Annotated in this window: 10 protein-coding genes; 1 reads left to right on the forward strand and 9 read right to left on the reverse strand. The window is 37.8% G+C overall.

The window, feature by feature from the left end:
* Positions 1-9: 9 nt before the first annotated feature.
* The 7 genes from CWS31_RS00560 to CWS31_RS00590 all read right to left on the reverse strand — a co-directional run bounded on the left by CWS31_RS00560 (position 10) and on the right by CWS31_RS00590 (position 8,626).
* Positions 10-762, reverse strand: a complete 753-nt coding sequence (locus CWS31_RS00560) for a hypothetical protein (protein WP_101343217.1) — start codon at positions 760-762, stop codon at positions 10-12.
* A gap of 66 nt (positions 763-828) precedes the next feature.
* Positions 829-2,556 carry a hypothetical protein gene (locus tag CWS31_RS00565; RefSeq protein WP_101343218.1) on the reverse strand — a complete coding sequence of 576 codons (1,728 nt, stop codon included), beginning with the start codon at positions 2,554-2,556 and terminating at the stop codon, positions 829-831.
* 107 nt (positions 2,557-2,663) lie between these two features.
* Positions 2,664-4,577 carry an alkaline phosphatase PhoX gene (locus CWS31_RS00570; RefSeq protein WP_101343219.1) on the reverse strand — a complete coding sequence of 638 codons (1,914 nt, stop codon included), beginning with the start codon at positions 4,575-4,577 and terminating at the stop codon, positions 2,664-2,666.
* Positions 4,578-4,970: 393 nt separating this feature from the next.
* On the reverse strand, positions 4,971-6,500 hold the full coding sequence (locus CWS31_RS00575; RefSeq protein ID WP_101343220.1) for a DUF1214 domain-containing protein: 1,530 nt from the start codon (positions 6,498-6,500) through the stop codon (positions 4,971-4,973).
* Between the two features lie 224 nt (positions 6,501-6,724).
* Entirely contained in the window at positions 6,725-7,606 is an 882-nt protein-coding gene (locus CWS31_RS00580) for an RNA polymerase factor sigma-32 (protein ID WP_101343221.1), read from the reverse strand.
* A 100-nt stretch (positions 7,607-7,706) separates the two neighbouring features.
* A complete protein-coding gene (locus CWS31_RS00585) occupies positions 7,707-7,898 on the reverse strand; it encodes a hypothetical protein (RefSeq protein WP_101343222.1) in 192 nt (63 codons plus the stop codon).
* Positions 7,899-8,140: 242 nt separating this feature from the next.
* A complete protein-coding gene (locus tag CWS31_RS00590) occupies positions 8,141-8,626 on the reverse strand; it encodes an Hsp20 family protein (protein WP_101343223.1) in 486 nt (161 codons plus the stop codon).
* A gap of 595 nt (positions 8,627-9,221) precedes the next feature.
* Between CWS31_RS00590 and CWS31_RS00595 the strand changes: the two genes are divergently transcribed.
* Positions 9,222-10,928 carry a SulP family inorganic anion transporter gene (locus tag CWS31_RS00595; RefSeq protein ID WP_101343224.1) on the forward strand — a complete coding sequence of 569 codons (1,707 nt, stop codon included), beginning with the start codon at positions 9,222-9,224 and terminating at the stop codon, positions 10,926-10,928.
* A 236-nt stretch (positions 10,929-11,164) separates the two neighbouring features.
* On the opposite strand, the gene mdoH is transcribed toward CWS31_RS00595, so the two are convergent.
* Positions 11,165-13,270 (reverse strand): glucans biosynthesis glucosyltransferase MdoH, encoded by a 2,106-nt coding sequence (gene mdoH, locus CWS31_RS00600; protein ID WP_101343225.1) that lies wholly within the window; start codon positions 13,268-13,270, stop codon positions 11,165-11,167.
* Positions 13,246-14,790 carry an OpgD/OpgG family glucan biosynthesis protein gene (locus CWS31_RS00605; protein WP_170252726.1) on the reverse strand — a complete coding sequence of 515 codons (1,545 nt, stop codon included), beginning with the start codon at positions 14,788-14,790 and terminating at the stop codon, positions 13,246-13,248. Before CWS31_RS00605 ends, mdoH begins: the two co-directional genes overlap by 25 nt.
* Positions 14,791-14,914 lie beyond the last annotated feature (124 nt).

A 14,914-nucleotide genomic window follows, 5' to 3' on the forward strand; every position in this document is an offset into this window, starting at 1 on the left:
CATACGCTCTTAAAGTTGGAGCTGGTTTATTGACTTAAGGTAGATTGTTTTCAAGCTTTGAGTTGTTTGCAAAGATAAGTGTCGCACTGTTTGATTCATAATTAAGCCTATCATAAGACCAGAGCTGATAAACGTTTGCCACCACAACAGTTGTAAACCTAAAGTGTAATTAAATAAGGCTAATAAGCCAAAATAACCCACTACAGTATATTGTAACCAATAAACGAACCAACGTGAATTATCAGCGTTTTTGACAATATGTTTAAAGCGTAAAGCAAAGTGCAAGCTCATTATAGCGAGTGTTGAAACCAGTAAACCTACAACGATAAACGACAGCCAAACGAATAGTTCAGGCCAACCAATAACTTGTGCCGACTTAGCTGGACCTGACCATAACGCATCCCAACTTACCGCTAAAATAAGCCCTAAAGTTATCAATATTTGTCTGTCTTGCGCGGACTCTTCTTTCGGGTTCACAAAATCAGCGAGTTCTCCTTTTAGATAAAAGAAGATAAAAGCGAAAGCGATTAAGCCAACAATAGGTTCAATATTAGGATTAAGCTGTAAACTAAAGTAGGTGAGTAAATAACCTAACATAGGAAACAAGGTATGGGTAACGGACACACCAACAATCCAGATTATTATTGTGCGTAAACCAACCAACTGATTCGCTCGGGCAAATGTTGCAATAGCGACATCTGAGCCTATACCTAAACTCATTAACAAGCTGGCCATAATAAAATCAAATAATGCAAATTCCATGATCTTTAATCCTAGTTAATTGTTTGCTTAGCCCGATATCGCCTAACCTATTTTGGCTACCTTAACTTAATCTAAACTAGCTTGTGATGTTGCTAAACCTTTTGCCCAGTCTAAACGCATATCCCAGTTATATCTGTGTTCAGATTTTAATGGTGCTTGGCTTTCATCAACTTGCTCTAGTACGTTTGTGGCTGAGGTTAAGTTAGCGTCGCGACCAAAAATATAACTTTGCTCACGCATAATAGTTAAATATGCTTTATTTAATTGCAGAGCGCGCTCGGCAGACGGGGTAATAAGCTCATATACGGATTTTGCTCGAGCTACTTTTTGGGTATTAACAGTGCCGTCTTGATTAAACCAGCGCTTCAACATTTCTTTGTTTTGACGAAATTCATCACCGCCACCAACACGTTGAAAATAAGTGAGTATTTCGCCTTGGTCTTCACCTAAGTTTGGTGCATCTTGTTGCTCTGCTAAGTTGATATATCCCCAGCCACTAGCGCCTTCAACTTTACGTGGGAAAGAAAATGTTTGGTCTAAAGTTGAGCCAATGGTTTTATGGCAACCAGCACAAAATGCTAATTCTTGAGAGTTTTGATGACGTAATTCGCCTTGTTCATCTTCAATGTAGGCGTTAAGTGTCCAACCCATATTACTGTTAACGCCTTTATCACCTAATAAGTGCACTTGCGGTAAATTTTCAAAATGCTTTTCTTTGGCTTCTAAGTAATATTCAGAGGCGAGTTCAGCTTTATCTTTAAAACTGTGTTTTTTCATGTAACGAACTTCTTTCATACGCTGAGCATTGTATATAGAGCCGTCTTCATTAATGCCGATATAGCGAACTGTATGTAAAAATTCGGTATTTTCAGGATAAAGCAAATTACTGATAGCGATATTTTTTGCATCGCCTACATAGTGTGTGCCTAGGTTTACTTGATTAACGCTTTGGGTTAATTGACCGTCACCATTGATATCTTCGCCAATAACCTGCTCAGAAACAGGAATAGTACTAATACTTAACGTTTCTTTCATGGTCATTTCAACTAAGGCTAAGTTGGTAAAATAAACATCTTGTGAAAATTCACCATCTTTTTCTCTAAAGGCTTTAGGTAAGCGGATCATGGCATCGCCAGTTGAACCATTGGTTGGCCAAAAAGTACTAGGGAAAGGCTTGTAATTAAAGGCAACCCAATGACTATCGTCTTTTGCTAAACCGTTGTCGTCGAAGGCTATATTGGGTGTCGCTAAGTTGTTGATCGGTGTAATTTCACCTTGCCAGTTAGGATCATTACTAAATTTATTAATAAAATCTGCGTAGTTATCTTGCGCAATCCACTGCTTAATTTCTTTATCTGTAATAGCTTCAATCATCTTGGTTCTGTCTACAAATAAGTTTTTCCAGTGATTGGTTGTGCCTAAATCTGAAAATTGATATTCGCCCTGTAAGTCACCATCATTCATGGTGTTTGGACGATTAGGATTATCTTTATAGGTTTGATGACATGCGTAACAAGGGTTGTTGTCGCCCTCTGTTTTGGTATAACACTGCGGGGGAATAACTGACTCCGCATTATATACTTCGTTATGTTCAATGAAGGCCGTTGCGGGAATAGCATCACCGTCAGAATATGGCGTTTTCAAAGGCTGTTCTGTCTGTTTTTTTGAGACTGATACCTTATTATTACTAGTGATATCATTATGGTCTAACAAAGTATCTGTGGTTTGCTCAGAGCAGGCCGAAACAATAAAAAGAACGGAAGTTAATAGTGTTATTTTAATTAAATATTGCATGTTTTATCATTTATGTTTGAAAATAATAAGAGAGGAAAGCGGGACAAAAAGTCCCGCTTTAATGTTTAACTTATATGCTTAAGTTAATGTTCAGCTTAATGTTTAAGTTAAAGCGACTTAGGATCGTACATCCATAAGGTGTTGTTTTCTTGGAAACCATCTTCACCAATAATGATACGACCATCGCGCATAACGATTACGTTATCTGGTTGAGAAAGTTGTTCAACGTCACAGCGAAGTGCACCTGTTAAGCTTGAACGGTAAGTACCGCCCATAACAACCGGTTCAATGCGAGCAAGGTCGTAGTTTTCTTCTAGTTTAGCGCGATAAACACCACCACAATCTTTAACACGTGATGACAATTGAATATCACCTTCACCGTCAATCATTGTGTTATCTAAATCAGCAATACCCATGTACAAGTAAGCTGCTTTAACATCTTCTTCGGCAATTGATTCTACGCCACCTACAGCTTCTAAAGCACGGTCGTGGTTAATGCTGATGCCTTCAAGTTTTCTCCATTCTGCCGTAGCACCTTTCATTTTAGCTGCTTGACGAGACTCTAAGAAAGCCGCTCTATCATCCATAGGTTGACCTGCAGTTATTGCACTACCACCGTTAGCAACTGTAGGGTAGGTAGCATCGCCATTTGCCCATGCTTGCACGTCTGCAAGTGTCATGTAACTAGTTTGACCATCAACATAATCTGACGTATCAATGCCATCGTATTGTGAAATCCATGTTTCAATCATGGCATTGTTACCTGAGGCTAATTCAACCCAGCTTACATCAAAGCCTGTTGTTGCAGGTTCTGTGCTGCCAGCATCTTGAACTAATTTAGCACCGTAAATTGTACCTGCACTCAAATCTTCAGCTGCATCAGCAACAAATTTGAATAATACGCCACCAGTATCATCTTGTGATGAATAAACCGTTTTACGGTCAGGCATTACTGTAGAGTTTTCATGCTCGTAACGACCTAAGGTGAAATGTTTAACTGGTACAGGAGCTGCTGAAGTTGCTCCAGTTATTTCTACTGTATAGCCGTAACGATAAGGGTTAGGAAAGTCTGGTGCGGTTAAAGCTTCAATACCATCAGTACCTGTATTAGCTGGATCATTCCAGCTTGCATCAGTTGTAGAATCAACCGTTGAGTTTACAATCCATTCTTCTGAGCTAAGTGGCGTCCCCCAAGGTGATACTGAACCAAAACAGTTAGCTGCAGTACCGCCAACACTGTCAAAGTTAACCATCATTGCTTCAGAAACTGACCAGTTGCCAGTTTCGTCTTTTTGGATTTTCATGCGACTTACGCCACCTGGGTAAGCTTCCCAGTTAGTGAATAAGTAACCTTCACCTGTACCTGTAGAAACATAACCGTTAAAGTCAGGTGCGTTGTTTTCAATGATTTTGTCACCTGAAACAATACCATAATGTACGCCTAAACCGCCTGCTAAACCAGCATCACCAAGGTCTGCAAAAGTGTCGTTGGTTTGACCGATAATTTGGTATTCACCTAAAGCAGATACCACTACTTGGCGTTCGTTTTCTGACTCAGGTACTGGAGAGTTAACGATAGTTTTTGGTAAGTTGTTGAAGTTAACACCACGTAAAACACCAACAGTGCCTTTATTGTATGGCTTGTTGTTAACCGATTCTGTAACTGTGTTAGCGTCAGAAGGATGCTGAACATTGAAGAATAAATCACCTTCGTCAGTTAAAAATGCACCAGTAACTTCAGCACCAGTAGGTACAGTCGCTAAACGTGTTAATACTGGAGCAGATTGGCCATTCATACCATCGGTACCGTTAACACCGTCAGTGCCATCTGTACCGTTGGCGCCATCAGCTCCATTTACACCGTCAGTGCCGTTGGCGCCATCAGAACCTTCCAGGCCAGCAATGCCTTGACCGCCGATTTCGCCATCTGTTCCGTTATCGCCATCGCAAGCCGATAATCCGATAATTAAAGATACAGCTATTGCTGATAATTTGAATTTATTCATTGCTCTCATAGACATAATGTTTCCAATTTCAAAGTAGTGTGGATGTTACTGGTGAACAGACATCTAATACTTCAGGGGTAAAAGATGTACTGAAATTGGAAAGTATTCTGGAGGTGTTCCTTTACAGTTTCGTGATTGAAATGTGAAACTAATGAGACAGCAATATGACAACTAAGAGCCTTTGTGGATTAATTGCGTGTAGATTGGGTTTAATGAATCTGTAAGACTCATCTATAAACATTTATTTTGATAGTGATATTATTCAACATAGTTATTCGAAACTGTTGAACTTTTGAAAAAATAAAAAAGGACAGTCGCTTAAGTTGCCATTGTTTCATGGCAATTTAAAAATATTCTAAGCGAGTGTCCTAATTGTATTTCTCAAACAGAGCGATAATTTATTAAGCCTTAATCTATCAATTCAAACTCGCCAATCTGCCAAGTTTTATCGAAGAACGCTTGCTCAGTACCGTATGTTCTAAATAGTGGAAACCATCCTTCGCCAGCTTGGGTTTGCAACCAGTTAGCTTCTTTACCTAGTGAAGGCTTAGGACCAACGTAAAGGTCTACACTACCGTCAGCATTAGTCTTGAATTCTTTGTTTCTTGAATCAAGGTTAATCGAACGTAACTTATCCTTAGCACCCACATTGTCGATGAAACTACGGGTATCTTCACTGTAAAGTGTTAAAGCCCAGAAGTTTGAGGCAGGAATACCGCTAGGTAAATGTAACTTATACGTTTTAGACCCAATTAAGTTATTACCATTTTTGTCCTGCTTAGTTGTTAAGTAACTTGTGGTGCCAGGACCTGGCTTGTTCGACTGCATTCCTTTAGTTACTGTTACCGCTTCGTAGTAATACTCATTACTTTCATCTAAGTAATAATAATCTTTATCAAACAGAGTTACCGGGAAATTAGACAGCAAACGGTACCAGCTGCTTCCTTCGTAGTAAGTATGATCTTGACGAGGTTTTATTTGGTTCGCTCTAGACATAAGCTCACCTAGATTAGCCGCTTTGGCAAACATTACTTTTTGTTTGTCAGTAGGATTAAACGGCTTACCACTTTCAATACCAAGATATTTCATATAGGTATTGAAAATAACACTTTGTGGATTAATCGGTTCGTTTTGAATAGTTTGATGTACTAATTCAAAATATTTCAAACCGCGAGAAGGAGCACCTGAAAAACGTTTGTTAGTGTTGGTGAAAAACTTAACTGGCTTAAGTTTGTCGCCATATTTACCCACTAAGAAGTTCTTACTCATTTTATCGTTTACTTGTTTATCCGTAGATAAAAAACGCGTGCCAAGGAAAAGTTTATTGGTTGTCGCTTGTACAACATTGAAACCTTTGGTCTCTAGCTTAGATTGATCATAGCCTGGAGGAACAACAAGGTATTTTCCGCCTTTTCCTTTGTCTGGACCAGTTAAGCCTAAATCAGAAAGAGATAACTGAAAGAAACTCATGATACTACCAGCGGAAGGACCTTCAGGGTAATCAATAACGATTGGACCTGTTTTGAAAAGATCTACCCAAGTAATTAAGTAAGGCGTAACGGCGTTGGCGGTAAGAATACCAACCTTTTCATTGAATGACTCAAACTGTACAAATTCTAAATCTTTTGCGCCGTAAACTTCGCTGTGCGCGTTATACCACATTTGAAAAGTAGTAAGCGGTAGTGCCCATTGGTAAACCTCAATAGCACGTTGTAACGCTAATTGCTCGTTGAGCTTAGCTATAGACTCATTATCAAGGTAGGTTTCGTTGAGTTGTAGAGTGCCAAAATCAGTTTGAATTGTTTCATTGCCGACCAAGGTCGCATCGGCAATTGACACTGGTTTATTATTATCGACTAGCTGAGATGTACTACAAGCGCTTGTTGCTAAAGCAGCAGCGCAGGTAAACATAAGCGCTGAGGTTATTCTTTTATTCATTAGTTATACTCCTTGTTAAAACATAATTAAAAGCCATAAGTAAAAAAGTAATAGACCTTCAAGCATTACTAAATTGCTCAAGTTGAACTCGAGCCACTCACAACAACTTGCCATTGTGTAAAAAGTATAAATTATGTAGCTCTTATCTCCAATGCTTATTTGTGCTTAATATTTTATGTATATGAATGAAATTTTTAAGTATTGAGCTTATTTTTAGTCGTTATTTAGCTTGTAATCTTTTCTTCAGTACTGATTATTTTCTGCTCTAATTCTTTTCGAATCATCAGTAAGGTTTTTTCTTCAAGTTGTCGAATACGCTCATTTGATACGCCATATTTATCGGCAAAAAACTGGTGTGTTTTTTTATCGGGGCACAGCCATCTGTTGAGCATAATATCTTTACTGCGCTCATCTAATGTTTCAATAACCCCTTTTACTTTATGTAACGCTTTTTTATGGAAGTCATCTTGAATTACTTGAAGCTCAAGTGATTCAGACTTGTCCGCTAATAAGTTATCTACTTGGTAACTTGGGCCTTCTTCGTCATTATCTAGCGAAGAATTAATAAATATGTCTGGTTGAGAAAGCTGTACTTCCATATCATTTAAATCACTCTCGCTGACACCAAGTTGCTCAACAATGTTGGCTTTTTCCGTTTCGGTGAGCCAATCGGTTTTAGATTTTAAGCGTCTTAGATTAAAAAAGAGTTTTCGCTTGGCTTTTGTTGTGGCAGCTTTTACTAAACGCCAGTTACGAATAATGAACTCTTGAATTTCAGACTTTATATAATGCACCGCAAAGCTAGATAACCTAACACTATGTTCAAGGTTGAATTTTTTAACTGCTTTCATTAAGCCAACAGTACCTTCTTGTACTAAATCTGCAATAGGTAAGCCATAGCCTTGATAGTTTCGTGCTATGTAAGCGACAAAGCGTAAGTGCGATAAAATTATTTTTTGCACCGCATCTAAGTTGTTTTCTTCTTGGTAAGCTAGAAATAATGCTCTTTCTTCCTGATCATCAAGCCGAGGTTGGCTATTAACATAGGTTAAATAGGATTCAAAGCTACCTGTATTTTTTATGGTTGTAGGGAATTGAATAGTCATTGTTACTCAGCCTCCGAAGTTATACTTTGTGTCCTACATTCGCATAATAAGTGGTTCAAAAAATGTAAATTAAATTGCTTATTTCCAGGTATCAACATATTTAATTCTCTTTGGGTTTGTTTTCTAAACTTTTTGTATTTACAGCAGTTTTAGTGATTATGTTTTGTTGAGGTTTTATGTTTTCGCTCGCTTGGCTTAGTGTAATGACAGATAGAACTGATAAACCAATACATGTTGATATCAACAATGATACGAGTAACATTTTGTTTAATGATTTGTTAGTTGAAGTCATGATATATCCTCGTTGTGGCAACATAAAATAATTTCAAATTAGGCTGTTTTTACCTATATAGAGTTACAAATATACAGTGACAAATCTGCCGTAGTTGTGGGTAGAGGAAGTTATTCAAGTTAAACATGGAAGTCTCCTAAAATTCCTTTCATAAAGTTGGTGGTTTTGGTGATAACAATGCTGAATTAATTAGTTGCTAATAAATCAAGTTAAGGGGGCAAAGTTTGCCCCCTTTCTCCTGCTTAAGCTACTTTAGCTTTTTTTTCGCCTTTGAGTTCGTTATCGCGTTTATGTTCAATAGTGTTAACCTGTTGGTTAATGCTGATTGATTTTGGCTTCATCGCCTCGGGTATTTCTTTTTTGAGGTCGATGGTTAATAAACCATTAGTGAGATCAGCATTAGTAACCTCTACATAATCCGCTAAGTTAAACTTTCGTTCAAAAGTGCGATTTGAAATGCCGTGGTATAAGTATTCACGCTTTTCAGAGTTTTCCTTTTCTCCACGAACAGTTAGCACACCGTTTTCTACTTGTATATCGAGGTTATCTTGAGCAAATCCCGCAACTGCCAAGGTGATGGCATAACGGTTTTCGTCAAGCACTTCAATATCATAAGGTGGGTAACTACTGCTTTTAGAGTCAGACGTTAAAGCATTATCAAGTAATGACGCTAAGCGGTCAAAACCAATACTGCTACGGTAAAGTGGGGTAAAATCAACTGAGTGCATAGTATATCCTCCGATTGAAGCAACATAAAATAAAAACAATTAAGTGCAATTAAACTTCTTTGTAAGACAATTTAATCACAATGATATAACTAGGGATTAGGGTAAAAAATCCAAGTTTTTTAATATAAAAGTTTGCAATATATAAATAATAAAACGGAATAATAAATACCTCGTATTTGTTTTTTATGCAGTTAAAACAGACCACGATAATTAATGTAGCTGTTATAAGTGGTAACTTAAGTTGTTTAATAAACCTGTACTTTTACTTTTGGGCGTTGCAATCACACATTCTGACTCTATGTTATACCAATCCAACTAATTAAGTGATCTTTTAAAATGGCCTAAATATCCAATAACATCGTTGCTTTCAATCACACAAGCCAGCAATTGCTCAATCAAGTGCATTGTTCTTGAAGATTTATCCTCATTAAAAATTGATCATTTAATTAATCCGATTGGTATTAGAATAGTCTGGTATTACAATTGTGAAAACAATTATAATTGCCATCAGCATTATAAAAGCAATCATCATAAGCCTATTTCAGCTGGGTTATTTGCTTTTAATTAAATTAGTATAAGAAGTGAGGAAGTAAAAATGTTTGGTAATCGTTTTGCTGAAATGAACATTAAAGGTGATTTATTTGGTGGTGTAACAACTGCCATTATTTCATTACCATTAGCGTTAGCTTTTGGTGTTGCTTCAGGAGCTGGCGCAGAAGCAGGTCTTTGGGGCGCTATTATGGTCGGTTTTTTTGCGGCGATTTTTGGTGGTTCTACAAGTTTAATTTCTGAGCCTACTGGCCCTATGACCGTAATAATGACTGCGGTTTTAACTAGTATGATGGCTAAGTACCCCGAATCAGGTTTAGCTATATCATTTACAATTGTGATGATGGCCGGTGCGTTTCAGGTGTTACTAGGAACCCTAAAACTCGGTAAGTACGTTACGTTAATGCCATATAGTGTTATCTCTGGCTTCATGTCAGGAATTGGCGTTATCCTTATAATACTACAACTATCACCGCTTTTGGGACACTCAGCTCCGGCGGGTGGTGTGATGGGAACTTTATCTCAACTACCTGACACACTAGCTAATCTGAAATTTAATGAGTTGCTTTTAGGCGCACTGACCTTAGGTATTTTGTTTTATTACCCTGCAAAATACAGAAAAATTGTACCTGCGCAGTTAATTGCCCTTGTTGTGGTAACTTTGTTATCTATCGTGTTTTTTGATACTGACAGTATCCGTAGAATAGGCGAAATACCTGCGGGATTGCCTTCTTTAGTTATACCTCATTTTAATGCCGAAGTGTTCACTACTATGGTTATCGATGCTTTAGTTTTAGGCACTTTGGGTTGTATTGATACATTGCTCACGGCTGTAATTGGTGACTCTTTAACGCGTAAAGAGCATGATTCTGACAAAGAATTACAAGGCCAAGGCATTGCTAATATTATTGCTGGATTATTTGGTGCGCTACCAGGTGCGGGCGCAACTATGGGCACAGTTACTAATATTCAAGTGGGAGCGAGATCACCCTTATCAGGGGTTATAAGAGCAGGCGTGCTTGCCTTAGTGGTATTGGTTGCTGGCGGGTTAACTGAACCGATCCCAATGGCGGTATTAGCGGGTATTGCTGTGTATGTTGGTTTTAATATTCTCGATTGGAGTTTCATACAACGCGCTCATAAAGTAAGTATTCAAGGCATGAGTGTTATGTACGCGGTAATGTTACTAACCGTTTTTGTTGATTTAATTGTGGCTGTTGGCTTAGGTGTTTTTATCTCAAATATAATCATCATTGAAAAACTAAGTAGAGAGCAAGTTCGTCAAGTTAAGGCTATAAGTGATGCTGGTGGTGATGATGTTCCTTTAACTGATACGGAACGTGATTTACTAGATAAAGCTAATGGCAAGGTATTATTCTTTTACCTTTCAGGCCCTATGATTTTTAGTGTATCAAAAGCAATAGCACGACAACATACAACGGTTGCTGATTATGATGTTATGGTTTTAGATTTAACCGACGTACCCATGATTGATGTAACTGTTGGTCTAGCGCTAGAGAATGCCATTAAAGATGCGTTAGATGCAAAGTGTGAAGTGTTTTTATTGTGCCCAAATAAACAAACCCGAGATCAACTAGAAAAACTCAATGTACTGAGTTTAATTCCCGACAGCAATTTATATTCTTACCGTGGTGAAGCACTACAAGCTGCATTGGATGTTATTGGAAATAAAACGGTAGCAACGGATGATACTGAAGAGATTGAGAGGGGGTTAATAGGTAACCTGAATTAGAGATAAGCAAAATGCTACAACAGCCTTAATTATCGGTATTAACGCATTATGAAAGCTGCGTTACAAAAGCTAAGCCAATAACCAGTTATTGGCTTAGCTTTCCCTCATTGAACTACGAACAATTAAAACTGTTGTCGAGGTAACCATCTAAGTAATTGATATTATTTACATAATCACTTTTATTATCTCTAACTCAGGTTAAATGAATTAAGCTGAAATTCTTTGACTCAAGTCAGTTAAATCGTTTTTAACGCTAATTTTTTGAATAATAAAGGTTCGCTTAGTACTTCCATAACTTCACTTTTAGTAAACCAATCAAGCGCCTCTTGTTGTAGATTTGCATCATTGATTTTACAGTCAGCACTTATTTTATTTACGTTAGGCTGACCTCGTTTAGGCTTAGGGACAGTACCTGCCATAGTAAAGTGTACTCGCTGTAGATCACTATTATTTAGTAACGCTGCAAGATCAATATGCTCAATTGATTTTTGTAACTTTTCAGCAAATTTATCGCGCTGCTGCATAATAGGCGACTCTTGTACCTCTTCAGGTATAGTTAAAATACCACAGAAGCGAAATACTTTAGCTAGTGTTCTGCTACCACTAAGTGCGGATAATGGAATAGAAAAAATCAAGCCAATAACTGTAGGTAATAACCATACAAGCAGCATGGGTGAGTAATAATACAAAATAGCAGTAATGCTTAACCCTACTAAGGTATGACCACAATGTTGTTTGCATAATAACGACCAAGGTGTTCCTTTATACTGTCGTTGCTGCGTAGCCCATCCAGAGTCACGACCTCTAAAAATATCAAATATATGTTTAGTGTGAATAAGCATAAAAATAGGCGCGTACAAAATTGAAAAAAACATTTCGATAATAGCACCTAAGGTCAACCTTATAATACCAAGCGGTTTACGTAACGGAGTATGAAAAAATGCCCTAAGTAAGCCTAAAACTTTCGGTACTATCAATATACCCATAGTAAAAACAAATAGAGCGATCATTCGTTCAGAATCAAACATTGGCCAATTTGGAAAAAGCGAGTGTTGGTCGGTAAAATATTCGACATTTACATAGTGTATTTGTATCGCTATAACAATCCCTACCAAAATTAATGCTAACCAAAATGGGGAGGCCATATAGCCCATAACCCCCGTTATCATATGAAATCGATTGGGCCAACGCAGACCTTTAGCTTTTAATACTGCTAAATGTTGTATGTTCCCCTGAGCCCAGCGTCTATCGCGAATAGCAACATCAGATAAACTTGGTGGACTTTCTTCCCAAGAGCCTTTTAACCCAGGTAACATTTTAACTGACCAACCCGCTCTGCGCATAAGTGCTGCTTCGACAAAATCGTGAGATAAAATATCACCTTTAAAAGGTTTAACACCGCCTAAGGTTGGTAATCCTGCTGATTCAGCGAAAGCTTTCACTCGAATAATTGCATTATGCCCCCAATAATTACCATCATTTCCCTGCCAAGCTGTTACCCCTCGAGCTACAATAGGGCCATAAATAGTCCCGGCAAACTGCTGTAATCTAGCAAACAATGTATCTCCACGATATAGACACGGCAGTGTTTGAATAATACCGCTATTATCGTCGGTAGCCATTTCTTCCATTAATGTTTTTAATGTCTCAACAGACAAAAGGCTATCGGCATCAAGCACTAACATATAGTCGTAGCGAGCACCCCAACGGCTGACAAATTCATGAACGTTACCAGCTTTCTTGGCTTTGTTATCATGACGTCTTCGATACCAGACATTAACTTTACCAGCCAAGGCATCTTTTAATTGTTGAACAGCGGCGGTTTCTTTAACCCAAACATCAGGATTGTTAGAATCAGAAATAATAAATATTTCAAAAAGATCGCCTAGTCCCTCTGCTGCAATGTTTTCACCCATGCTATATAAAGCAGCACATGTTTCACTCGGATCTTCATTATAAGTAGGCATTAGAAGAACTGTTTTTTTACCTGAAATGTCGACTTTGTCTTTAAATGTAGATTTACCTGAAAAAATAAATCCGCATACAGCGGCACACGCAGCTAATGCAATCCAAACAAAAGTTATCGCAAATAAACATACCATTACCCATTGAAGGAAAGTAACGGTTCCTCCTGATACAATTAATACCATTTGGCAAGTTGCATACCCAGTTAAAGATAACGCACCTAAAAAAGTGATAATTCGAGCAATAAATGCTCTCCATCCCTGCAAACCGTACTTAGTATTAAGATTTTTATTAAAATCTTGTGCTGGCATCGCTAGCTTGTTTTCAGGCGGGGTAGCTTGTTCTTTTAGGTTTATCGTGTCCATCGGTAAAGCCATGTTTCACCCCATTGTTTGTCTTTATTTGTTAATGAAACTCTAAGCTCTGAAAAATCTTCATCTGCAGGTTCAAATTTCACCACAACTCTTAAATTACCATTTTCAGGAATAACTTTACTGATCGTTCCTACTATTTTTCCTGTACTGCTTGAGGCATTAATAATCATATTGTCAGGAATACTCTTTCCTTCATAATCTATAACAAAGTCACGAACAGTGGTTGACCCAAACGCATTTCCAGAAGCTGTATCAACAATTCGCCCCTCCTGTAATTCTGTAGGAACTGAACTCCCCCAGGCCACTTTATAAGCAAACCGATGAGTTTGACCTGCTTTTAAAGGTTTTTTAGGTTGCCAAAAAGCGACAATATTATCGTGAATTTCCGCGTTTGTTGGAATTTCAATTAATTCAACATGTCCTTCTCCCCAATCAGATATTGGTGTTACCCAAGCTGACGGTCTTTTATGATAGTGCGCTTCAATATCTTCAAAATGGCTAAATTTACGACTGCGTTGCATTAATCCAAACCCTTTAATTGCATCATCTTCAAACATAGATATTTCTAAACGACGAGGGTTAGCTAACGGTCTCCATATATGTTCGCCGTTACCTTTTACGATAAACAATCCTTCCGAATCGTGAACCGCCGGACGAAAGTCATCAAATTGAGTTGTATTGATGGGGTTAAATAAAAACATAGAAGTTAAAGGTGCTATACCAAAAGAGGGAATATCTTTACGGGGGAAAATAGCACTTTCTACTTTTATTTCAGTATTTTTCCCTGGTGATGCGGTAAAAGTAAAAGCTCCTGTTGCCGAAGGGCTTTGCATTAAAGCATGAACAATTAAATACTCATTATCTTTACTTGGACGTTCAATCCAAAATTCAGTAAATTCGGGAAACTCTTCACCAGAAGGCTTTGCGGTATTAATTGCTAATCCCCTAGCAGACAACCCATACCAATTTGTTTCGCCAACAGCTCTGAAATAGGTACCGCCTTGAAAAACCATAAACTCATCCCACTTTTTAGCCGTATTTATAGGGTGAGTAACGCTAAAGCCTGAATAACCTTCAGCTGCTGATTTTTTAATATTCTGCAGTTCATCATCGTAATTAAAAATATCTGTTGTATATAAAACACGACGAGAGACATCATTAACAACTAAATTCAATTTAACAGGTGTTTTAAATAAAAAGCCTGGGTGAAGGGGGATCAGTCTAAAATTACGATCTTCACGAGACCATATAGTTGCTCCACGTTCAAATTGAATTTTTTTATACTCGTCATAACTCATTGTACTTAATGGGTTATTTTCAGGTATACGTTGTGATTGATAATCTTTAGAGGCAAGTTCTTTTGCTTTGTTTTCGAGCCATTCTCGGTCAAAGTTATAAGTAGGGCGTTCCTGTACTTGCTTAGCTTCTTGTGTATCACTAGCATCGGTTTGTGCAAGTACATTATAAGAAGGCGTTATGACTAGCGTGGCTATTATCGCCAATTGATTGATTAGCTTTTTCAAAGTCATTCCTTTTACATTGATTAAATGATGTTGGTTGAATAATACTTAAATTGCAGTGATAGATAAGCGGCGAAGATAGCTAGTTAGCAATGTTCGCCACTCAAGTACAAGCTACAACTAAAAA

Origin of the sequence: Colwellia echini (assembly GCF_002843355.2) — a bacterium.
Classification (GTDB): Bacteria; Pseudomonadota; Gammaproteobacteria; order Enterobacterales; family Alteromonadaceae; genus Colwellia; species Colwellia echini.